The sequence below is a fragment of the Brasilonema sennae CENA114 genome (genome assembly GCF_006968745.1).
Taxonomy (GTDB): domain Bacteria; phylum Cyanobacteriota; class Cyanobacteriia; order Cyanobacteriales; family Nostocaceae; genus Brasilonema; species Brasilonema sennae.
Map to the genome: position 1 here is coordinate 2,767,266 of NZ_CP030118.1, position 17,492 is coordinate 2,784,757.

Sequence of the window (17,492 nt, forward strand, 5' to 3'; positions counted from 1 at the left end):
GTAGATGAGAACGATTTATGGCTAGGGATAAAGAAGAAACGAAGGCACGAATTCTGGCAGCCGTTGGTAAACTATTGGCAGAATCGGGCTTTAAGCAACTGGGGGTGAATGCGATCGCCCGTGAAGCCGGGGTCGATAAAGTCTTGATTTATCGATATTTTGAGAACCTCCCCTCCCTGCTGGAAACCTTTGGCAAGGAGGGGAACTACTGGATGAGTGTTGAAGAATTAGTTGGGGATGAAACAGCCGTCGATGCAGAATCGACGGCTGAGTGGATGGTTTTGTTATTGACGCGCTTTCTACATGACTTGCAAAAACGACCTATTACGCAAGAAATTATGCGCTGGGAGTTACTAGAAGGCAATGAGTTAACGCATGAATTGGCAACAGTGCGCGATCGCGTGGCGATTGAAAGCCTGGAATTTCTCAAGCAAAAGTGTTCCTTCCCGGCAGATAAAGATATTCCTGCTATCAGTGCGGTGTTGATTGCTGGAATTGTTTATCTAGTTCTGCGAACCAAAGTCAGCAATACATTCTTAGGAATTGATTTTAGTTCACCAACCGGATGGCAGCGGATTGAAGAGGCGATTGCATCTTTGATTCAGCCAATGGTTGAAACTGAGGAATAAAGCAGCTTCTCTATATACTGAGATCTTGCACTATTACGAGTAAACCACCAATTTATCATTCCAAAGTCATTGCTCCATTCTTACTTCCATTACCTTGCAGATAAATATCTCTAGCTGGGAAGGGAATCGTAATTCCCTCTTTCTGATAGCGTTTGTGTAATTTCTTAATAAATAAATGCCTAGCCAAGCGCTGGTCAAAGAATTCATTGACCCGCATATAGAGGGTAAAATTTATACTAAAATCTGCAAATTCGTTAAATCTTATATAAGGTGCATTTGCTGTTAATTCAGGAGCGATTTCTTCCATGACTTCTTTAGCAACTTCTACAGTGACTTTTTCGACTTGTTCAAGGTCGCTATCATAGCTCACTCCCACGTTCATCGTTAATGTAATTTCTTTGACTGGCAGATGATAGTTAGTGAAAATAGCAGAGGCAAGCTTAGAATTTGGTACTATTATGACGTTATTAGAAAGCTCTTTGATAGTGGTATTTCGCCAAGTTATATCTGTAACGTATCCTTCATGACCACCACCATCTAATTTAACATAATCTCCCGTTCTGACTTGCTTAGAAATAATTAAATAAAAACCAGAAAACAAATTTGCTAGTGTATCTTGAAGTGCGAGACCAACTGCTAAACCACCAACACCTAAAGTTGTTAATATTGGTGTAATTTGAACTCCTAGTGTTTGCAATACAATTAATGTTCCTAAAACTAAAACGGCAGTTTTAGCAACATTAGAAAGTAGTGAGGCAGAAAAACCATCTGCTCTGCGAAAAAATAAATTGACAAATCCAGCAGTGAGTCTAGCAAAAACAATAGTAAATGTGTATAAAAAACAGCCAGTGATAAGTTTTATCAATAATGCTGCAACATCTGCTTCAGGACGGTAACTAACTGTTGCACCGTAAAAGCCAGCAAGGAAGCACCAAAAGAAGGGCATACGGTTTAGGGAACGAAATATAACTGCACTTCCCGGAATTCGTCTACTAGTAACAAATTTGTGCAGTCTTGTAAAAATTATTTTTTCGGTTATAATTCCACCAAGCAAGCCAGCCAAGATAAATACAAGTGGCAAAATCCAATGTTGTATCATGACAATTTTTAATTTTCAATTTTCAATTTGAGATTAAGATTGGTCAATTGTTTCCTTGTCCAGTGTAAATAAAACACGTGGAATCTACGTAAATTCAATTATTGAGTAGACAGAAAAATATTACTCATTTTCTCGTATTGCGTCGAAACAACTAAATCAACGCAATAATATCTCTTGGTGTTTTGATCGTCAAAACTTTTTACAACAGTGAGTTCATGGATCTGCCGATAGTCTACCACCCTGACTACGTTGCCCCACTACCTGAAGGTCATCGCTTCCCGATGCCAAAATTTCGGCAACTGTATGAACTATTATTAGCAGATGGCGTGGCGCAAAAAGAACAATTTTATCTGCCCTCACGCCCACCAGAAGAATTAATAGAGTTAGTTCATACCCCAGAGTACGTGCAAGCTTATTGTACAGGCACTCTGGATGCCAAAGCACAGCGACGTATTGGGTTACCTTGGAGTTCCTCACTGGTTAATCGTACATGTGTCGCCGTTGGTGGAACAATCCTGACGGCACAATTAGCCCTCAAGTACGGTTTGGCTTGTAACACTGCTGGTGGTACTCATCACGCCTTTCCCAGTTATGGATCTGGTTTTTGTATTTTCAATGATTTGGCAATTGCAGTTCGAGTATTGCAAAAACTCCGCCTAGTTCAGAAAATCTTGATTGTAGACTTAGACGTGCATCAAGGGGATGGTACTGCTTTTATCTTTGAAGGGGATAATAGTGTTTTCACCTTCTCTATGCACTGCGAAGTCAATTTCCCTGGAACTAAGCAAAAAAGTGATTTGGATGTTCCCCTACCTGTGGGGATGGAAGATGATGCTTATCTGCAAACATTAGCTCAATACTTACCAGATTTGTTGTCTGATGTCAAGCCAGATTTAGTGTTATACGATGCTGGTGTTGACCCTCATATTGGGGACAAGCTAGGAAAATTAGCCTTAACTGATACTGGTTTATACCGCAGAGAAATGCAAGTGTTGAGTACTTGTATTGCGGCTGGCTATAGAGTAGCCTGTGTGATTGGTGGTGGATATGCGGATGATCTCAAATCACTTGTGTATCGTCACTCCTTAGTGCATCGGGCTGCGAGTGAAGTTTATCAGCAATACAGACTTTGACCTTCGTAAATAATTTAGTCTAAACTCCAGTGTGGTTTACAAAAGCAAAAGGGGCAGACATCGTTCCAGGTGTCCGCCCAAGAATGTATCTTTATTAATAGCTGTACTAGAATTAACTAGCTGTTGGGAGACTGAGTTGATGAATGTTGGTCAAGCAGACCCTCTTCGAGCATACATCGAATCACCCACTGCCGAAGCTTCTCTGAGCGGTTAGGAAGAGTCCTTAAGACTGCATCAACTTCAGGTGGAAACTTACAACCAATAACTTTAACGTCGCCACCAATATCCTTACCTTGTGATACAAAGCCTCGGTGACCTTTTACTGCCTTACCATAAGTGTGTGACATAAAAATATATTTTTTACTCTTGACTTATAAAATAGGTTAACCTATTCTAAAAGAGGTTTAATAAATACAAAGGTTAATAACCAGCCCCACCACTCCTGTAAAAAGTTTGGCGGTGGGATTTGAACAATACCCAGACCAAGACGTTAATCATCGGCTTGGACATTTATCATGTACAAACATATTACCAAAACTTTCAATAAAGTCACAATAGGTATGCTGCGCCATAACGTGAAAGACCTGCTGGGCGTACTAGATACCAAATTGGTCAAGAAATGGGCAATAGAACATGGGATGGGCAAGTTGGACATGCGGCGCAAGTACTGCTGGCAGATGGTGTTAGATGCCATATTCGTAGCGACCTTCAAAGGTGATAGAAGCTTGTGCAGTATGGGTTATGGACAACAAGAGTCGGCTTTGGCTGCATAGGAATGAACGATCCCGCATCCGATTAACTACGTTTTGAGACGACACGAGCAATGACACAGTGCATAACTTTAATTTCATTAACAATTCGATCCAATTCTATGGATAGAGGAGTTTGTTCTCGAACGGCTTGTAATGTGGGAGTTAAAGTGTTGCAATTTCTGGCAATCTCTGATATTCGAGCGGTATGTAGCTGTTGAATTTGGTTGTTAATTGCTTCAAGATAGCTATCCAGCGCTGGTAACTGTTGGGGTGGCTGTCCCTGCCTAAGGGCATCTGCTAAGTTTTCCAAAATTTGGATAATGGTATCGGCAAGTGGTTTGAGTTCAGTAAATTGGTACTTACCACTGAATTCCCGCAGATGTTCTGCCAGAGTTGTCACCGAACTGAAAAAGCCACGAATGTATACCATCAGCGTCATTACAGGTTCGATTTCTCCCTGGACGTGACGAGGTTCGCTGAACAATCGTTGGGCGGCGGCGGCAGCGTTGACGTTTTCTAATGCCGCTTGATGGCGTAGCATATTGATAGAATCAGCTGATGCATCCTGGTGTGGATGGAGATAGTTAGCAATGACCTGTTGAAAGTAGGCAAGATTTGCTCGAATGGTCTTTTCCAGTTGTGCAGGAAGTTGGTGTCGTTCCCAACGGGGGAAAAGCAAATAGCTGCCAAGCAGTGCTAAAACACCCCCAACTAGGCTATCAACGATACGCAATACTCCAACCTGCCAGCCACCCGCACTAATAAGGTTGAGTAGCAAGATGATTGCAGGAGTGAGCAGTATAGTGAATATGCTATAGCTTAATGGTCGCACCGACATAGCAGTAAACACCAGCAGCAGGAAACAGAGTGCTATCGCCAAAGAATTCTTAACTAATAAGATCAGAATAATGCCAATGATTCCACCCAAAATAGTACCGATGACTCTTTGTACTGTTGTCTCGGATGTTCCACCATAGTTGGGCTTAAGCGCAACTAAAGCTGTTAGGGTTATCCAGTAACCTCTAGGTAGTTGCAATAGTGAGGCAAGTAATTCAGCCAGGGTTGTGATCAGTGCTAGGCGCAAGGCATGACGAAACAAAACTGAATCAAAAGTAAAGTTATGCCGCAGTGTATCAATAATTGTAGAACGTTCTGACTGTGCTGGAGGGGAAATGTTTCGCTGAGCAATGCTACGCTGTTTTCCCTGTCTTAAATCTGTAACAATATCCGCATCAGTATGAATTTGCTGTGCCAGGTTTTTAAGACTGGCTGTAATTTTCCCAAGGTTGACTAGATCGGAATATTCGTCTGTCTGAACATTTATCTTTTGATTGAAGACTTGAGAACGTAGAACTTTCCACTGGTGTTCTAGTGCTTCAACCGTCCGATCCAGATCCCCCAGGTGAGGTGAGTTTTTTCCTTTGGTGATTGCTTTTGACAACATTTTCAAACCAATTGCCAACTGTTGTATGACTTGCTGAATTTCTTTGTGTAACCGAGGAAATAGTTGATGTTCGGATGCAATCACCAACAGTTCCCTCAGTGCTACAACAGAATTCACAATTTGATTGACATCCTCAATTAACAACAGTAAGCTATTTCCCCGTAAGTCAGCTCCTTTTTGCCTAGTCCATATAGTTGTCCAAACGCTACGGGCAGATGTCAAATCTTGAATAACAGTATCTTGCGCTTGCAAAAATCGCTGTTCCCACTCCTGATGATCCTTTGGATTTAATGTTCTCTCGCTTGCCAAGTCTACAAATTTACTCAACGAGAGATAGCAGTTAGCGACTACCTGCATTGCAGGTACGTTAGGACGCAGCACCCATACTCCTAATGACAACACAGTTGTCCATGTTCCACCAGCCAGACATAGCGCGCAGTGTTGAATAAGAGTAGAGAAATTGGAAAATGAAGCAAGTTTAGCAAGCGCAATCACAAACATGATCGAAGTCACCAAGCTAACAGATGCAGCCACGCTGCCATACAGTCCAGCTAAACCTGCTATAAATATCACAAGGAATGTCGTTGGGACTGCTAAAGCGAGATGACTGCTAACCAGACTCGCGATCAGGAACACCGTAGTTATCCCCACAGTGGCTGCTATCATAGCAGTTGCTCTCTGGCGATAGGTTCCGTCAACATTTACCATACCAACGAACCAAGCTGCCATAGTGGCGATCGCACTTGTAGCAGCATGACCTGTAATGACTCCAACTCCAATAGGGACACCCAGTATAAAAAGGCTACGTAATCCGGAGAAAATGGCGGGCTTACCTGGCTTGAGTTGAAACTGCTGCAACAACCACAAGAAAGGACGTTTATCTGTAGATGGCATTTATTAGGCTGGCGATTGTAAATGAAAAAAGTACAAAGCAGAACGCCTCTTACAGAATTTTAGCCAGATAGAACTGTGTAGAGGAATATGCCTTTTGAGGTGAATCAGCTATAAGTTTTGACTCAGAAGCGACGGATTCCCAAATTACTACGGGTTTAGCTGCTGTCGGGCGTGCCAGGATCTGCGCTAGGTCGCTCCATCGATAAGATGGGTGCTGCTATTGGTAGAATTGCGGGAGCGATCGCTGGTGCTGTTGCAGACAATAAGCTGGCAGAATTCACTGAAGAACTCAACCCGAATGTTGGGTTGAAGTTAGGAGCTAATAATAAACCAGTCGAGTTGCCCCGTGATTATAGCTCAACTTTGTCAGCATTATTTTGTAAGCTCAAAAGCCTGGAAGAAGTTCCCAATCGCCCTTTACCACATCCTTTGAACTACCCCCCCACCAAAAACCTCGATTGTTTCCCCAAAGACCATCTCGAAGTACAAGCCCAGTCCTTAAAACGCAACATCCGCAGCAATCTGCTGCCAGCGAGTAGCCACATCCTCCCCAGTAGACACCTCAACAGCGGCAAGGTTTAACGGATAATCTACGTTGTCTCGCTCGACCCAGCGCACGGCTGTGAATTGACCATTGCTTGCCCTTAATATAAATCCAGACTCTCGGCATTCACCAGAAGCGAGATATAAAACACCGGGGGCTACTTGGTCGGGTCGCAAATCCTCTGGCTCATCTTGTACGTTCCACATCCGCGTTTTGGCTACTGGCGAAATCGCATTAACGAGAATTCCATGCTCTTTGCCTTCAACCGCCAGCACGTTCATCAGACCTATCTGTGCCATTTTTCCCATCGCATAAGGGGCGAGACCACTAAGTGCATATTGCTGATAAATAGCTCTATCCGAAGTCGTCAGCACGATTCGTCCGTAGTTTTGCCGCTTCATAATTGGAAAGGCCGCTTGAGCCAACCACGTTGGCGCTTCAACGTTAACTTTAATGGCCCGCTGCAAAAAATCAGGAGTTAGCTCTTCTACTGATTGGTATGCGACCCATCCAGCGTTGTGGATCAAGATGTCAAGGCGGCCAAATTTCTCCAGCGCGGTTTCCACTAGGTGTCTGCAGTTCTCTCTACTATCAAGAAATTCGGTGATCGCGAACGCAATCCCGCTTGCTTCGTGAATTCTCCTTGCAGCATCAGCCGCCACGTTCGGATCGAAACCAGTTCCATCTTTATTAACGCCTGCATCGTGTACGATGACTTGCGCTCCTCTACTCGCTAGCAAGCAGGCATAGGCTGCTCCCAAACCTCGTCCGCTTCCAGTAATAATCGCTACTTGATCGTCGAGTCGAATCACTTAACTTTCTCCTGGCTTAAAGTCTGAATTTTAGTGGGCGTATGCACCGTCTAATCATGAGACGCGCCTCATATTTCTTACGATAGGAGACACTCATGTGACTGTCCAATATATATTTGACTAAGATTAATAGGTTAGAGATATAAATTGTGATGGAACTACGGCACCTGCACTACTTCATCGCCGTGGCTGAGGAGCTGCATTTTAGCCGAGCAGCAGAGCGGTTGCGCATTTCCCAACCCCCGCTCAGTCAGCAGATTCGCAGTTTGGAAGATGAACTAGGCGTCAAGTTGTTTGAACGAACGAAGCGACACGTGCATCTGACTGAAGCAGGCAAAGTGTTTTTAGATCGCTCCTACTTGGTGTTAGCCCAACTCGAACAGGCGATCGCAGTGACACAACGGATAGGGCGGGGTGAAGTTGGACGGTTGGCGATTGGGTTTGTCGGATCTGCAACGTATACCGTACTGCCAGATATTTTAAGTGTGTTTCGAGAACAGTTTCCTGCTGTAGAACTGCGATTGCATGAACTGACGACGCAAGAGCAAATTCAAGCCTTGCATCACAAACAGGTTGATGTTGGCATTGTTCGTTCTGTTATCATCGACCCAGGTCTAAGTACAGAATGCGTTTTGCAAGAATCAATAATCTTGGCGTTGCCAGAAACCCATCCGCTCTCTGCCCAGACCAAAGTGTCTCTCTCCACTTTGGCTTCGGAATCATTTATCCTATTTCCTGCCAAAATGGGACCCGTCTTTTACGAACAGATTATTAACATTTGTCAACAAGCTGGATTTCGTCCGAAAGTTGCTCAGGAGGCAGTTCAGATGCAAACTATCATCGGCTTGGTTGCAGCAGGACTGGGCATTGCTTTCGTTCCCGCCTCGTTGCAAAACTTTCACAGAAGCGGAGTCATTTACAGACCCTTACAAGAGCAGACACCTAAAACCGGACTTTATCTTACTTGGCGGCAGCATGATTCCTCTCCAGCAGTGAGAGCATTTCTCAGCTTGGCACGGAAGACGACACAAGGGGAGTTAAATCGTGATGATCGTGAGCAGTTAGGGATCAATCACCTCACCTAATAGCCTCCAAGTACTGTCTCAGCAGTAATCTGAAACAAAAACAACTCCATTTATCACTTTACGTTTAATTGAAGTTCGTTCACAGAATACCTGGCATTCTTATTTAACAAGTGTACTTGACCCAACTGTTTTACCACCATACGTTGTAGCAGATCTGTACCACCGAAGATGGCGAATTGAAGATGCTTTTAATACTGTAAAGAGACTTTTGGGTTTAAGTTATTTATGGACTGGTTGAATGAATGGTGTTCAATTGCAGATTTGGGGAACTTGGTTGTTTTATAAAGTAACAAATTGAGCTTATTTAAAGTGCAAAAATAGCTGATACCAAAACACAAGTGAGGATCTTATGAATCAATACGATTATGTTGTCATTGGTGCAGGTTCAGCGGGTTGTGTCGTCGCCAATCGTTTGACAGAAGACGGTAAAACAACTGTGTTGTTGCTGGAAGCAGGCAATCCGCCTAACTTACCAGAGCACGAAGTTCCTCTAGGTTGGGTTAAACTGTGGGGTACTGAGGCGGACTGGGCATATTTTACAGAAGAAGAACCATACCTCAATGGGCGCAAAATCTATTGTCCACGTGGCAAAGTCCTGGGTGGTTCCAGTTCGATCAACGCCATGATCTACATCCGAGGCAACTGTCATGATTATGATCGCTGGCAAGAGTTAGGTAATCCCGGTTGGAGTTACGAAGATGTGTTGCCTTACTTCAAGAAATCTGAAAACCAGCAGCATGGCGCATCCGAGTTTCACGGAGTCGATGGGGAGTTGAGCGTTACCGATCCAATTGCCCCGGCGGTGACATCACAAAGATTTGTAGAAGCAGCCGTCGCACTTGGCTACAAACGCAATCTCGACTTCAACGGAGAGCAACAAGAAGGTGCTGGACTTTATCAGTTGACTATCAAAGATGGTAAGCGGCACAGTACAGCGGCAGCATTTTTAGTACCTATTTTGGATCGCCCTAACTTAAGAGTTACTACTGGTGCGTTAGTGACTCGGTTATTATTTGAGGGAACGCGCACGGTAGGAGTGGAATACATACACCAGGGAACGATACACCAATCCTTTGTGCAACAGGAAGTGATTCTTTCTGCTGGGGCAATCGATTCCCCCAAGCTGCTGATGCTTTCTGGAATTGGAAATGCAGAACACCTGCGATCGCTCGACATTCCCGTAGTCGTTAATTTACCTGGTGTCGGTCAGAATCTTCAAGATCACCTTCACGTTGCCGTGGCACATCAAGCCACCCAGGATCTGCAACCTGCCCCAACCAGCAATATCGCGGAAGCTGGATTATTCCTGCATACTGAAGGTCGTTTAGATGCTGCGCCAGATTTACAGCTTTACTCTGCTCCTGTATTGTGGACACATCCTGCTTATGCCCGCTCTGGTCCAGGATTCGCTGCTTCAGTGTGTCTGACTAATCCCCAAAGTCGTGGCAGTGTCAGTCTGCGTTCTGCTTCCCCCAATGATTCACCGATAATCCGAATGAACTATCTCCAGAGTGAATCCGATATGCAAAAGCTAGTTGCAGGAATTAAAATTATCCGCCAGTTGTTTGACTCAAGTATATTTGATGAGTTCCGAGGCGAGGAAGTTGCTCCTGGTGCCAATGTAACTAGCGATGAAGCACTGCGAGCTTATATCAGAGAAACCTGCGACAGTGTATACCACCCTGTCGGCACTTGCAAAATGGGAACTGACGCCGATTCAGTTGTAGATCCCGAACTACGGGTACATGGTGTTGAGGGGTTGCGAGTTGTGGATGCATCAATTATGCCAAGCCTCACTACGGGAAATACGAATGCACCTACAATTATGATTGGTGAAAAGGCAGCAGATTTGATTAAAGCCGCAGGTCGTGTTCCATATCAAAGATTGGAATTAACAAAGCTGTCATGAAATCTAACCTCTTTTACACCTGATTGCGCGTAAAGAGACTTTGAGTTTAACGGTAAATCATACGTTATGCTTTTCCATACTCGGATTCACAGTGCCACATTTACCACACTCCTAATCAATTTCTTTAAGAGCGCATCTGTTTGATTAAAGCCGGTGATCGTGTTCGGTGAGTAAACGCTTTTGAGAACTGCGATCGCCTAACTGTCTGAATTTACGTTGTTGGTGTTTTACCAAAGGATTACTAACTGATGGATGAGTTCCAAAGAAAGACATTCAAAACATCCGATGGTGCTGAATTAAGCTACATCAGTGCAGGGAGGGGAAAATCGATTGTCCTGATTCACGGTTGGTCGCAGTCAGCTCAACAATTTAAATATCAAATTTCTGCCTTTGCCCAAAGGTATCATGTCATAGCTGTCGATTTAAGAGGACACGGCGAGTCAGAGAAAGTCACCTACGGTTACCGAATTTCTCGCTTATCCAAAGACATCCAGGAACTGATCAGCTTTCTGCAACTAGAAAAGCCACACCTGCTTGCTCACTCTATGGGGTGTGCCGTTGTCTGGAGTTACCTCGATCTGTTTGGGCAAGATGAAATAGATCGATTAGTATTGGTCGATCAATCTCCACTATACACATCTAGACCGCATTGGAGTTCTCAAGAAATGGAGGAAGCTGGAGCGATTGTTACATCCGAACAGCTCAATGAAATGGTGTACGCTCTAGAAAGTTCTTCTGCCGAGGAAGTGACCCGAAACACCCTGGCTTCGATGGTCACGAATGCCATGTCAACCGAACAATTCGAGTGGATAGTACAGTGCAATCTTCGGTGTCCGCGACAGCTTGCTGCAACTCTACTCTATAACCAGTTTCATATGGACTGGCGAGATCAAATTGTGAAGATTCGCAAGCCTGCCCTAATTATTGCTGGCAGAAAAAGTGTTATCCCGTGGCGATCGCAAGTCTGGATTAATAAAAGCATTCCTGACTCTGAGTTGGAAATCTTTGAGGAAGCTGAAGGCGGAGGACATTTCATGTTCATCGAGAATCCGGAAAAGTTTAATCGACGAGTCTTGCAGTTTCTCGAAAAAGCATAGTACAGAGTTGAGCTAAATAGTTTAAATCCCGCTTTTTCCTCAATTCCGTGAAAAGTCAGGTGCAAATGAGGCATAGCATAGAAAAAGAACAAATTTTGTATCCTTCGTTTCACTTACACAGGGAAATTAGCAGTGCTACCAAACAAGCGCCCTCCTACAGAGCAAACTCAACGTTGGACTTTTTCTCAGCTTTTTGGACGAGCAAGACGTCATCCTTTCATGATTTCACGTTGGGTTTTAAGCTGGGCTATTGTGGGAACTTTTTGTGGTTTATTTGCTGGGCTGTACTGGAATATTCTAGAACTGATGACTCACGGACTGCAAAGATTTCAGGGTTTGAGTCTTTTGTTGGTCATGCCATTAGCCGGTTTAGTAATTGGTTTGGTGATTCATTTCCTTGGCAATCCTGGCGAAATTGCCGTTATTGTCGATAACATCCATTTTCGGGGCGGACGGCTGGATGCTCGCAAAAATCCCTCAATGATTCTTGCTTCCTTAGTCAGTATATCAGCTGGCGGCAGCGCCGGACCAGAAGCACCACTGGTACAAGTTACAGGTTCTTTTGGCACTTGGGTAGCTGACCGTTTAAGACTCGAAGGTGAAGATGTCAGATCTATGAGTTTAGCAGCGATGGCTGCAGGTTTTACTGCTTTATTTGGCGCACCCCTTGGTGGTGCAATGTTCGCCCTAGAAATTTTGCACCATCAGCATATTGTCGAGTACTACGAAGCGCTTATGCCAGCTATTGTTTCGAGTTGCGCGAGTTATGTGGTCTTTGCAGCTATCACACACTTGGGAATTGCACCAACTTGGCATTTTCCTCAGTACCACCTAGATAGCATTGATGATTTAGCTGTAGCGATCATGTTTGGGATCATAGGAGTCGTGGCAGGATGGATTTTTATGGGCATTTTTCGCGGATGTGACCGAATTTTTGCCTTGATTCCTGGACCAATTTATCTACGCACTACCATAGCGGGGTTGGGATTGGGCATTTTAGCAACATTCTTACCTTTGACTCGTTATTTTGGACATGAGGAGTTAGATGAGGTTGTTAATCAAAGCTTTCCTGTTATTTTCTTATTTATGCTTGCATTCGCGAAAATGGCTACCATTAGCATAACTGTAGCTGGTGGATGGCGCGGTGGATTTATCATTCCGTTATTTTTCATTGGTGCTTGTGTTGGTAAAGCTGTCGCAGTCTTTATTCCTGGACTAAATCCCACGCTTGCCATGATTTGTACAATGGCGGCTATCAATGTATCTGTCACGCGCACACCTATCAGTACGACCTTGCTACTGTCAAAATTGACAAATTTTAATCCCTTAACTCCAATTCTGTTTGCCAGTCTGATTGGATTTTTTCTTGCCCCTAAGGTACCCTTTATTGCTTCTCAACTCAAGTCTGAAAAACAAACAGTGATTAGTCATCAGTAGTCACATATCAGCTATCAATTAACATCCTAATAACAGCTTACTATAACGGCTCACTGCTTACCGTAAACCCAGAAAACGGCAAAAGATGCTATAATTGTATCAGATTATAGCAGTGATTCAGCAATAACTGGGAAAAAAAATCATTTTTTTCCAGTAAAAAGCCTAAAATTTGCAATTTTTGGAGTTTTTTGGGTTATGACAACCTCTCAGGAGAGGATTATCCCTACTGACCTGCGGATTGAAATGTCCCGGTCATATTTGGAATACGCAATGAGCGTCATTGTAGGTAGGGCACTACCAGACGCCAGGGATGGTCTGAAACCTGTGCATCGTCGCATTCTCTACGCAATGCATGAACTCGGGTTGAGTGCTGATCGCCCCTTTCGTAAATGCGCTCGTGTGGTAGGGGAAGTGTTGGGTAAATATCACCCCCACGGCGACACAGCAGTCTATGATGCTTTGGTGCGGATGGCGCAGGATTTTTCCATGAGATCTCCCCTGATCGCAGGGCATGGAAACTTTGGTTCGGTAGACAACGATCCACCAGCGGCAATGCGATACACAGAATGCCGCTTGGAAGCTTTAACCAGCGATTCTCTGCTACAAGATATCGAATCGGAAACAGTAGATTTCATCGACAACTTCGATGCTTCCCAGCAAGAACCTACAGTCCTGCCAGCACGTATCCCACAGTTGCTGCTCAATGGTTCCTCTGGGATTGCGGTGGGTATGGCAACCAACATCCCCCCGCATAACTTGGCTGAATTGATTGATGGGTTGGTAGCACTGATTGAAAATCCAGAAATAACCGACATTCAGTTAATGCAGTATATCCCCGGACCTGACTTTCCTACTGGGAGTCAGATTCTAGGGACGACGGCAATTAAAGAAGCTTATACCACCGGGCGCGGTTCAATCACCATGCGCGGCGTGGCTACAATTGAAACTATTGAACAACGGGGACGCCCTGACAGAGACGCAATTATCATCACCGAATTGCCTTACCAAACCAACAAGGCGGCGCTGATAGAAAAAATCGCCGAGATGGTGAACGAAAAAAGGCTCGAGGGAATTGCCGATATTCGGGATGAAAGCGATCGCGATGGCATGCGAATTGTGATCGAACTCAAGCGCGATGCTTATCCCCGAGTTGTGTTAAATAACCTCTACAAGCAAACGCCACTGCAAGCCAACTTTGGGGCAAATATGCTGGCGCTAGTCAATGGCGAACCCCAGATACTTACCCTGAAGAACTTTTTGCAAGTATTTTTGGATTTCCGCGTTGAAGCTATTACCAGACGCACTCGTTACGAACTGCGCAAAGCCGAAGAACGCGACCACATACTGCAAGGTTTGTTGATTGCCCTAGGGCGTTTAGATGAAATCATTAACTTAATTCGCCACGCACCTGATGCACCAACAGCCAAAGGCGAGTTGATGACAACCTACGGACTTTCCGAAGCGCAAGCAGATGCAATATTGCAAATGCAACTGCGGCGTTTAACAGCTCTAGAAGCAGACAAAATCCGCCAGGAACACGAGCAATTGCAGGCAATAATTACTGACTTGCAGGATATCTTGGCACGGCGAGAGCGGATTTTAGAAATTATTGAAACCGAAGTTAAGCAACTTAGGGAAAAACACGCCACACCTCGTCGCACGGTCATTTCACCCCTGGAAGGAGAAATTGATGAGCGTGACCTCATAGCCAATGAAAAAGCTCTGATTCTGCTGACCGAGCAAGGTTACATCAAACGAATGGCAGTTAATACCTTTGAGGCACAAAGCCGTGCAACCAGAGGCAAAGCAGCTGCCAAGATGAAAGAAGATGATAACGTTGAGCATTTTTTGACTTGCTGCGATCATGACAGCGTTCTATTTTTTAGCGAACGAGGTGTTGTTTACTGCCTGAAAACGTATCAGATCCCCATTAGTTCCCGTACAAGTCGCGGCACACCAATTGTGCAAATGCTACCCATTCCCAAAGAGGAAAAAATCACTTCAATTGTCCCTGTTACAGAGTTTAGCAGTGATGAATATTTGGTCATGCTGACCAAGGGCGGCTATATCAAGAAAACCGAGTTAGCAGCGTTTAGCAACATTCGTGCTAACGGCTTGATTGCCATTTCCTTGGAAGAAGGCGACCAACTGCGTTGGGTGCGACGCGCCAGAGTCGAAGACAGCGTGATCATCGGTTCGCGTCGGGGTGTAGCAATTCACTTTAGATGCGACCACGAACAACTGCGTCCTTTGAGTCGGGCAACTCGTGGGGTGAAATCCATGAAACTCAAGAAAGGAGATGAACTAGTGGGAATGGATATTCTTCCCGCTGCCATTCTTGCCACTTTGAATACAGAAACAGAACCCGAAATTGAGGAAGTAGAAACGGAAGAGATTGAAAATGAAGAGTCTACCGAAGTCCCAGCCAACGGCAGTATAGGACCTTGGGTGTTAGTGATTACAATGGGAGGATACGGCAAGCGCGTACCAGTTGCCCAGTTTCGTTTGCAAAACCGTGCAGGTCAGGGTTTAACAGCAACTAAGTTCAAAAATCGCAAAATAAAAGACCAGCTGGCAACTCTGCATATTGTCAACAGTGACGATGAAACTATGATGGTTACCAGTCGCGGTATCATCATACGTCAGGCGGTAAATGCGATCTCCGTCCAATCGCGATCGGCAACAGGAGTACGAGTGCAGCGCCTAGACGAAGATGACGTGATCACGGGAGTGGCAATAGTTCCCCCCGATACTGGAGATGCAGCAGAAGCAGAGTAAAAAGCAGGGAAAGCAGGGGATGAAGTTTACCAACTTGATCCCTTACGTGATTGCTCTATGTAGTGGAGTTTTGATGGGACTGACTGTCGCACCTTTTGGTGCATGGTTCTTTGCATGGTTCTCCCTTGCTCCCCTCTGGGTATTAGTTATTCGTTCTGCACAACGCAAAAATTTATCTCCCTCTCTCGCCCTCGCCCTCGCCTGGGGTATTGGATATCACGGAATTGCTCTATCCTGGATTACCGGGATTCACCCGATGACTTGGATGGGGGTTCCTTGGTTGGCAAGTTTGGCGATCGCCCTTTTTTGCTGGCTATTCATTACCCTTTGGGGAGCTGCATTAGTCGCGAGTTGGGCAACAGGAATGCGAGTGATTTCTCGTTCTATTCATAATGGCTTTGCTCGTGTCTTAATTGGCACAGCTTTATGGTGTGGGTTAGAAGCGTTTTGGAGTGCAGGTCCTCTTTGGTGGAGTTCTCTTTCTTACACCCAAAGCCCGCATAATCTTGTTATTTTACACCTTGGTCAACTTTCTGGACCTAGTGTGGTGACAGCTGCTATTGTTGCTGTGAATGGCTTAATTGCTGAAGGTTTAATAAACCGCCAAGACGAGGCAGTGCGTTGCGGGGGTTCCCCCCGTTGTAGCACCTGCCGTGCCAAGAACGCCAAGATTTCCTCCGCGTCAACGGACACTTTCTTCTCCCAAAGGGAGACGCCAAAGGCGAACAACGGAGGGAACCCCCGCACGGAAGTGTCTTCCTCTGCGTCTTGGCGGTTCGTTTATTTATCAAGCGCTGCAGCATTGTTGATCACTGTTCACCTCATCGGATTTGGTTTATACAGCCGTCCGCTTACCCAACCAGCAGAAGCAGCACTCAAAGTGGGGATTGTTCAGGGAAATGTCCCCAACGAAATCAAGCTTTACCCAGAAGGTTTTCGTCGCGCTATTGAAGGTTACACCACTGGATATTTGAAACTAGCAAATCAAAATGTAGCTGCAGTGTTAACCCCAGAAGGCGCTTTACCTTTTTTCCAGAATGAAATTATACGTAGTTCATTGGTCGCAGCAGTGCGCGAAAAAGGTGTGGTTGCATGGATTGGCGGTTTTTACAAACAGGGAACCAGCTATACAAATAGTTTATTTACAGTCGCTGGCGATGGTGAGATCAAAAGCCGCTACGGTAAAGCAAAAATGGTTCCGATTGGGGAATACATTCCGTTTGAATCAATTTTAGGTGGTATTATTAGCCGTTTATCGCCTTTAGATGAACATCAAGTTCCTGGTTCGTCAAATCAGCTATTTGACACACCTTTTGGTCGCGCTATTGTTGGTATCTGTTATGAATCTGCGTTTTCTGGCCAATTTCGCCGTCAAGCTGCTGCGGGTGGGCAATTTATACTGAGTCCTTCAAATGATGCTCATTACAGTGCAGCGATGCCTGCTCAACATCACGCACAGGATATCATGCGGGCAATAGAAACTGACAGATGGGCAGTGCGAGCAACTAATACAGGATATTCAGCTTTTGTCAATCCCCACGGCGAAACAGTCTGGATCTCTGGACATAATACGTATGAAGTCCATGCAGAAACGATTTATCAACGACAAACTGAAACTTTATACGTCCGTTGGGGCGATTGGTTGACGCCGTTATTGTTGGGAGTGGGAATATTAGCATGGTTGATATCTAAGGCTGATTCATCTTCACCACAAAGCGGATGATTTCCAGGTCTATTTTTAGCAACTTGCGCACTACTCCTAAAGTCCAAGGGCGGGAAATGAACCAAGGGTGGTTGATGAGAAAATTGACAACCTTATTTATTATCAGTGATAAATTTTTAGCCGTGCAGGTGATTGCTTTGCGAGTGGGTTGACGTA

At 44.8% G+C, this 17,492-nt stretch carries 15 protein-coding genes and 1 pseudogene; 12 read left to right on the forward strand and 4 right to left on the reverse strand.

Annotated elements, in window-relative coordinates; translation table 11 throughout:
- Positions 1 to 17: 17 nt before the first annotated feature.
- Positions 18 to 629 (forward strand): TetR/AcrR family transcriptional regulator, encoded by a 612-nt coding sequence (locus DP114_RS11850; protein ID WP_171976162.1) that lies wholly within the window; start codon positions 18 to 20, stop codon positions 627 to 629.
- A 55-nt stretch (positions 630 to 684) separates the two neighbouring features.
- Here DP114_RS11850 and DP114_RS11855 read toward each other — a convergent pair whose 3' ends face one another.
- Positions 685 to 1,728, reverse strand: a complete 1,044-nt coding sequence (locus DP114_RS11855; RefSeq protein WP_169266823.1) for a mechanosensitive ion channel family protein — start codon at positions 1,726 to 1,728, stop codon at positions 685 to 687.
- A 215-nt stretch (positions 1,729 to 1,943) separates the two neighbouring features.
- Between DP114_RS11855 and DP114_RS11860 the strand changes: the two genes are divergently transcribed.
- Positions 1,944 to 2,861, forward strand: coding sequence for a histone deacetylase family protein (locus DP114_RS11860; protein ID WP_171976163.1), 918 nt, complete (start codon positions 1,944 to 1,946; stop codon positions 2,859 to 2,861).
- Between the two features lie 116 nt (positions 2,862 to 2,977).
- On the opposite strand, the gene DP114_RS11865 is transcribed toward DP114_RS11860, so the two are convergent.
- A complete protein-coding gene (locus tag DP114_RS11865) occupies positions 2,978 to 3,208 on the reverse strand; it encodes a hypothetical protein (protein ID WP_169266821.1) in 231 nt (76 codons plus the stop codon).
- A gap of 168 nt (positions 3,209 to 3,376) precedes the next feature.
- Between DP114_RS11865 and DP114_RS11870 the strand changes: the two genes are divergently transcribed.
- Positions 3,377 to 3,634, forward strand: a complete 258-nt coding sequence (locus DP114_RS11870; RefSeq protein WP_169266820.1) for a hypothetical protein — start codon at positions 3,377 to 3,379, stop codon at positions 3,632 to 3,634.
- Positions 3,635 to 3,656: 22 nt separating this feature from the next.
- Here DP114_RS11870 and DP114_RS11875 read toward each other — a convergent pair whose 3' ends face one another.
- Entirely contained in the window at positions 3,657 to 5,951 is a 2,295-nt protein-coding gene (locus DP114_RS11875) for an FUSC family protein (protein ID WP_171976164.1), read from the reverse strand.
- Positions 5,952 to 6,122: 171 nt separating this feature from the next.
- Here DP114_RS11875 and DP114_RS34380 point away from each other — a divergent pair, with 171 nt between their 5' ends.
- Positions 6,123 to 6,533 (forward strand): hypothetical protein, encoded by a 411-nt coding sequence (locus tag DP114_RS34380; RefSeq protein WP_211178597.1) that lies wholly within the window; start codon positions 6,123 to 6,125, stop codon positions 6,531 to 6,533.
- On the opposite strand, the gene DP114_RS11885 is transcribed toward DP114_RS34380, so the two are convergent.
- Positions 6,450 to 7,307: an SDR family NAD(P)-dependent oxidoreductase gene (locus tag DP114_RS11885; protein WP_171976165.1), complete on the reverse strand. Its 858-nt coding sequence runs from the start codon at positions 7,305 to 7,307 to the stop codon at positions 6,450 to 6,452. The genes DP114_RS34380 and DP114_RS11885 overlap by 84 nt on opposite strands.
- Before the next feature lie 152 nt (positions 7,308 to 7,459).
- On the opposite strand from DP114_RS11885, the gene DP114_RS11890 reads away from it, so the two are divergent.
- The 8 genes and pseudogenes from DP114_RS11890 to DP114_RS11925 all read left to right on the forward strand — a co-directional run bounded on the left by DP114_RS11890 (position 7,460) and on the right by DP114_RS11925 (position 17,488).
- Entirely contained in the window at positions 7,460 to 8,392 is a 933-nt protein-coding gene (locus tag DP114_RS11890) for a LysR substrate-binding domain-containing protein (protein WP_169266817.1), read from the forward strand.
- Positions 8,393 to 8,420: 28 nt separating this feature from the next.
- Positions 8,421 to 8,627, forward strand: a pseudogene (locus tag DP114_RS11895) (transposase); the annotation flags it as partial.
- 114 nt (positions 8,628 to 8,741) lie between these two features.
- A complete protein-coding gene (locus tag DP114_RS11900; RefSeq protein ID WP_171976166.1) occupies positions 8,742 to 10,301 on the forward strand; it encodes a GMC family oxidoreductase in 1,560 nt (519 codons plus the stop codon).
- A gap of 248 nt (positions 10,302 to 10,549) precedes the next feature.
- Positions 10,550 to 11,398 (forward strand): alpha/beta fold hydrolase, encoded by an 849-nt coding sequence (locus tag DP114_RS11905; protein WP_171976167.1) that lies wholly within the window; start codon positions 10,550 to 10,552, stop codon positions 11,396 to 11,398.
- 132 nt (positions 11,399 to 11,530) lie between these two features.
- On the forward strand, positions 11,531 to 12,835 hold the full coding sequence (locus tag DP114_RS11910) for a chloride channel protein (protein ID WP_171976168.1): 1,305 nt from the start codon (positions 11,531 to 11,533) through the stop codon (positions 12,833 to 12,835).
- Positions 12,836 to 13,030: 195 nt separating this feature from the next.
- Positions 13,031 to 15,613 (forward strand): DNA topoisomerase (ATP-hydrolyzing) subunit A, encoded by a 2,583-nt coding sequence (gene gyrA / locus DP114_RS11915; protein ID WP_171976169.1) that lies wholly within the window; start codon positions 13,031 to 13,033, stop codon positions 15,611 to 15,613.
- A complete protein-coding gene (gene lnt / locus DP114_RS11920) occupies positions 15,594 to 17,336 on the forward strand; it encodes an apolipoprotein N-acyltransferase (RefSeq protein ID WP_171976170.1) in 1,743 nt (580 codons plus the stop codon). The genes gyrA and lnt overlap by 20 nt, the downstream gene beginning before the upstream one ends.
- Complete coding sequence (locus tag DP114_RS11925) at positions 17,333 to 17,488, forward strand: hypothetical protein (protein WP_169266812.1); 156 nt, start codon at positions 17,333 to 17,335, stop codon at positions 17,486 to 17,488. The genes lnt and DP114_RS11925 overlap by 4 nt, the downstream gene beginning before the upstream one ends.
- Positions 17,489 to 17,492 lie beyond the last annotated feature (4 nt).